The organism is Geminicoccus flavidas (assembly GCF_009806515.1).
GTDB classification, from domain to species: domain Bacteria; phylum Pseudomonadota; class Alphaproteobacteria; order Geminicoccales; family Geminicoccaceae; genus Geminicoccus; species Geminicoccus flavidus.
The window spans coordinates 1-4,235 of record NZ_WUJP01000763.1; the positions used below are offsets into that span (position 1 = coordinate 1).

The 4,235-nt window shown below is 69.8% G+C and carries 5 protein-coding genes and 1 pseudogene; 1 reads left to right on the forward strand and 5 read right to left on the reverse strand.

Going from position 1 to position 4,235, the window contains the following annotated elements; genetic code table 11:
* From EQG76_RS21925 to EQG76_RS21935, 3 genes and pseudogenes are all read right to left on the reverse strand, one after another.
* A pseudogene (locus EQG76_RS21925) lies at nucleotides 1-195 on the reverse strand (aminoacyl-tRNA hydrolase); the annotation flags it as partial.
* 32 nt (nucleotides 196-227) lie between these two features.
* Complete coding sequence (locus EQG76_RS21930) at nucleotides 228-812, reverse strand: 50S ribosomal protein L25/general stress protein Ctc (RefSeq protein WP_159716450.1); 585 nt, start codon at nucleotides 810-812, stop codon at nucleotides 228-230.
* A gap of 86 nt (nucleotides 813-898) precedes the next feature.
* Nucleotides 899-1,831, reverse strand: coding sequence for a ribose-phosphate pyrophosphokinase (locus EQG76_RS21935; protein WP_159716451.1), 933 nt, complete (start codon nucleotides 1,829-1,831; stop codon nucleotides 899-901).
* 221 nt (nucleotides 1,832-2,052) lie between these two features.
* Here EQG76_RS21935 and EQG76_RS21940 point away from each other — a divergent pair, with 221 nt between their 5' ends.
* Complete coding sequence (locus EQG76_RS21940) at nucleotides 2,053-2,880, forward strand: FkbM family methyltransferase (RefSeq protein WP_159716452.1); 828 nt, start codon at nucleotides 2,053-2,055, stop codon at nucleotides 2,878-2,880.
* 25 nt (nucleotides 2,881-2,905) lie between these two features.
* Here the strand turns inward: EQG76_RS21940 and EQG76_RS21945 are convergent, their stop codons facing one another.
* Both EQG76_RS21945 and EQG76_RS21950 read right to left on the reverse strand, forming a co-directional pair.
* A complete protein-coding gene (locus tag EQG76_RS21945) occupies nucleotides 2,906-3,694 on the reverse strand; it encodes an alpha/beta fold hydrolase (RefSeq protein ID WP_159716453.1) in 789 nt (262 codons plus the stop codon).
* A gap of 5 nt (nucleotides 3,695-3,699) precedes the next feature.
* Nucleotides 3,700-4,235: CaiB/BaiF CoA transferase family protein (locus EQG76_RS21950; protein ID WP_200841014.1), on the reverse strand; the 536-nt coding region annotated here is incomplete at its 5' end.

Here is a 4,235-nt window from a genome sequence, read left to right on the forward strand (position 1 = left end):
CATGAAGGTCTGCGGCATCAGCAGGAGGACGCGCTCAATCCCGAGCGTCGCATCCGCCACCCTGCTCTGCCATTTGCGCAGCCAGTTGGAAGCGCGATGGCGGGAAGCGATGGCTTCCAGCGCCATGAACCCGACATTGTGCCGGTTGTGCGCGTACTGGTCACCCGGATTGCCGAGCCCGACGAAGAGCTTCATGTCCGCCTCGACGGGCCCGGCATCCGCAAGGCTCAGGCCTCCGGGGCGACCGTCGGCGGGACGATCGAGCAGACCGTGAAGTCGCGATCCGTGATGGTCGGCTTGACACCCTGCGGCAGGGTCACCTCGCTGATATGCACGGTGTCGCCGATCTCGCGGCCGGTCAGGTCGACCTCGATATGGTCCGGGATCGCATCGGCCGGGGCATGCACCTCGATCGCGCGGCGCACGATGTTGAGCGTGCCGCCGACCTTCAGGCCCGGCGAGTTCGCCTCGTTCAGGAACACGACCGGCACTTCGACCACCACCGTCGCGTCCGCGCTGGCACGGTAGAAGTCGACATGGAGCGGGTCGCTGGTGACGGGATGGTACTGCGCCTCGCGCGGCAGCACCCGCACCTTGCGGCCGTCGCCGAAGTCGAGCGACACGATCTGGTTGAAGAAGCTGCGCCGGCCGGCGACCTTCCTCAGCTCGTTGAACACGAGCGCGCACATCTCGGGCTCGCCGCCGGGCCCGTAGATGATCGCCGGCACCTTGCCGGCACGGCGCAGGGCGCGGGCCGGGCCCTTGCCATGGTTGGAGCGCGGCTCGGCGCTCAAGCTCAGGACGTCACTCATCACTCTTCACTCCACCCCTCCGGCACCTGGGCCCCATGCCCCGCCCCGGACAGGCCATAAGAAAAAGAACCAGACGAGCTCGCCGGTCAGTCGAACAGGGAGCTGACCGAGCTCTCGCTGGAGATCCGCTTGATCGCCTCGCCCATGAACTGAGCGACCGAGACGACCCGGATCTTGTCGGTGACCCGGACCGCCTCGGTCGGCCGGATCGAATCGGTGATCACCAGGCGCTCCAGGTCGGAAGCCGCGATCCGCGCCACCGCGCCAGCGCTCAAGACGCCATGAGTGCAATAGGCCTGGACGCTGCGGGCACCCTGCCTGAGCAGGGCGGTCGCGGCGTTGCACAGCGTGCCGCCGGAATCGACGATGTCGTCGACCAGGATGCAGCGCTTGCCGGCGACTTCGCCGATCACGTTCATGACCTCGGAGGCACCCGGCTTCTCGCGGCGCTTGTCCACGATCGCGAGCTGGACGCCCATGCGCTTGGCAAAGCCGCGTGCCCGGCTGACCCCGCCCACGTCGGGCGAGACGATCACCAGGTCCTCGGTGCCGATATTGGCGATGATGTCCGGGACCATGATCGGGGTGGTGAACATGTTGTCCACCGGGATGTCGAAGAAGCCCTGGATCTGGGCGGCGTGCAGCTCAAGGGTCAGCACCCGGTCGGCACCGGCCCGGGTGATCAGGTTTGCCACCAGCTTGGCCGAGATCGGCGTGCGCGGCCCGGGCTTCCGGTCCTGCCTCGCATAGCCGAAATAGGGCACCACCGCGGTGATCCGCCTGGCCGAAGCGCGCCGGAGCGCATCGATGCAGACCAGCAGCTCCATCAGGTGGTCATTGGCCGGATAGCTGGTCGACTGGATGATGAACACGTCCTCGCCGCGGACGTTCTCGTGGATCTCGACCCACACCTCCATGTCGGCGAAGCGCTGGACGCTCGCGGAGGTCAGAGGCATCCGCAAGGACGCGGCGATCGCCTCGGCGAGCGGGCGATTGCTATTGGCGGCGACGATCTTCATGAACCAGGAACCTCGGGCCTCGGACGTCCAGCCCCATCCGGCGAGCGCGGCCCCCATAGCACCGCGAGGCCGATCGGTGAAGGGCAGGCGTGCATGTTCCTTTCGCAGTTGCAGCATGAGCGGGCCGCATTCCGGCCTTGACGATGCCGAGCCGCCATCGCCAAGGGGGCCTGCTGCTGGCGCCGCCCGGCGCCCGCGGCAGCAACCCCTTGGAGACGGGCATGACCGGCCGATTCGCTCTGTTGACCAGGCTCCGACGGGCCGCGGTCGCGTTTCGCGACGAGCCGCCGGCACCGCGTGCTCCGGCGCCGCCCGCCACGGCACCGGCAACCCCGGCACTGTCCCACCAGGCGATGCTGGCGCACCCGACTTCGCTCGCCTCCGCACTGGTGCGCCTGCGCGCCAACGTGGACGAGATCGGCACGCTGGTCTGCCTGGGCTCCGGCCGGGGCGACGACGCTTTGTCCTTTGTCGAGCACTGGCCGGGGGCCCGGGTCCTGCTGATCGACATGGACGAGAGCTTCCGCCCGGTCTGGGACGGCCTTGCCGGAAAGCTGCCGGGCCTGGTGGGCGAGGTCGCGGCGCTGGCCGAGCATGATGGCGAGGTCGGCATGCTCAAGACCGACCGCACCGGCGGCATCGCCCTGGAGGGTGCGACCGACCCCAATGCCAAGAAGATCCGCTCGGTCCGCCTCGACACGCTGATCGCTCAGCATACCTTGCCGCCGCCCTATTTCCTGAAGTTCGACACCCATGGTGCGGAGCTGCCGATCCTGGCCGGGGCCGAGCAGACCCTGCGGCAGACCGCGATCCTCATGATGGAGTGCTACAACTTCAAGCTGGGTTTCGCCGGCGGCCGCAACCTGACCTTCGATGAGATGTCTTTGCACCTGAAGGGGCTGGGCCTGCGCCCGGCCGACCTGTGCGACCCGCTCTGGCGCCCGGGCGACGGGCTGCTCTGGCAGCTCCACCTGTTCTTCCTCCGCGCCGACCACCCTTGCTTTGCCAGCTCCAGCTACCGGGCACCGGGGCGGCAGGCGGCAGGCTGAGGCCCAGGCGGCCAGCTGCGGGCGGTCAGGCCAGAAAGGCGGCGATCGCCCAGAGCACGTCCGGCTCCTGTTCACGGTGCGGGACGTGCCCGCAGCGGGGCAGCAGCCGGACGGTCACCGGCCCGCCCGCCAGCGCCGCGATCCGCTCCGGGTGCCGCGCCGAGCCGTACTCGTCGTCCTCCCCGTGGATGGCCAGGATCGGGCAGGATGCCGCGCGCAGCTCGGCATCGAGGTTCCAGCCGGCCCATTCAGGCGACAGCCATGTCCCGGTCCAGGCGTCCAGGACCCATGCCGCCTTGGCACCGTGATAGCGCTCCAGCCGTGCCATCTGCCCGGGCCGCGCGAACTGCTGCTGCGCTGCCCTGATCCCGGCGAGCGTGCGCTCCTCGACCAGGGCCTGGGCGGATTCGCTGATCACGCCCTGGCAGGTGCCGGGATGGGCGGAGGCAGCGGCGATCGCCATGCCGGCGCCGATGCTGTGGCCGAACGCGACGAAGTGGCCGATGCCGAACCGGGCAAGCACGGCGGCCAACCCGCCGCTTGCCTCCTCCACGACGAAGTCTGGTCCGAGCCGGCCCGGATGCCGATCAGGCCTGCCGAAGCCCAGCCGGTCATAGGCGATGACCCGCCGACCAGTCGCCGTCGCCAGCCGGCCGGGGAAGTCCCGCCAGAGTTCGACGCAGCCCAGCGAGTCGTGCAGCAGCACGATCGGCGGCCGAGCGGGACCGGCATCCGATGCGGGCCAGCACTGGGCATGGAGCCGGCCATGCACGGTCTCGACCCAGACCCCGGCACCCGCTGCGGCTGCGTCCATGCCCGCTAGCCGATGACGCCGCCGGCGCGCAGCTCCGCCAGCTCGTCCGCCGACAGGGCCAGGTACTCGGCCAGCACTGCATCGGTGTCCTGGCCCAGCACGGGCGGGCCCTTCTCGTAGCGGACGGGCGTGGCGGAGAGACGCAGCGGGTTGCCCAGCAACGGCACGGTGCCGGCCGCGGCTACGGCATGGGGCACGTCGACCTGCATACCACGCGCCTGCACCTGCGGGTCGGCGAACACGTCCGGCAGGGTGTTGACCGGGCCGCACGGCACGCCGAGCGCGCTGAGCTCGTCCACCCATTCCCGGATGGTGCGGGTCGCCATCACCGGGGGCAGCAGGGCGTCCATCTCGTCGCGATGGCGGACCCGCGCGCGGTTGGTGGCAAAGCGCGAATCGTCGGCGAGTTCCGGCAGCCCGGCCACCTGGCAGAAGCGGCGGAACTGGGTGTCGTTGCCGACCGCCAGGATCACGTGGCCGTCCTTGGCCTGGTAGACCCGGTAAGGCACGATGTTGGGATGCTGGTTGCCCAGCCGCGGCG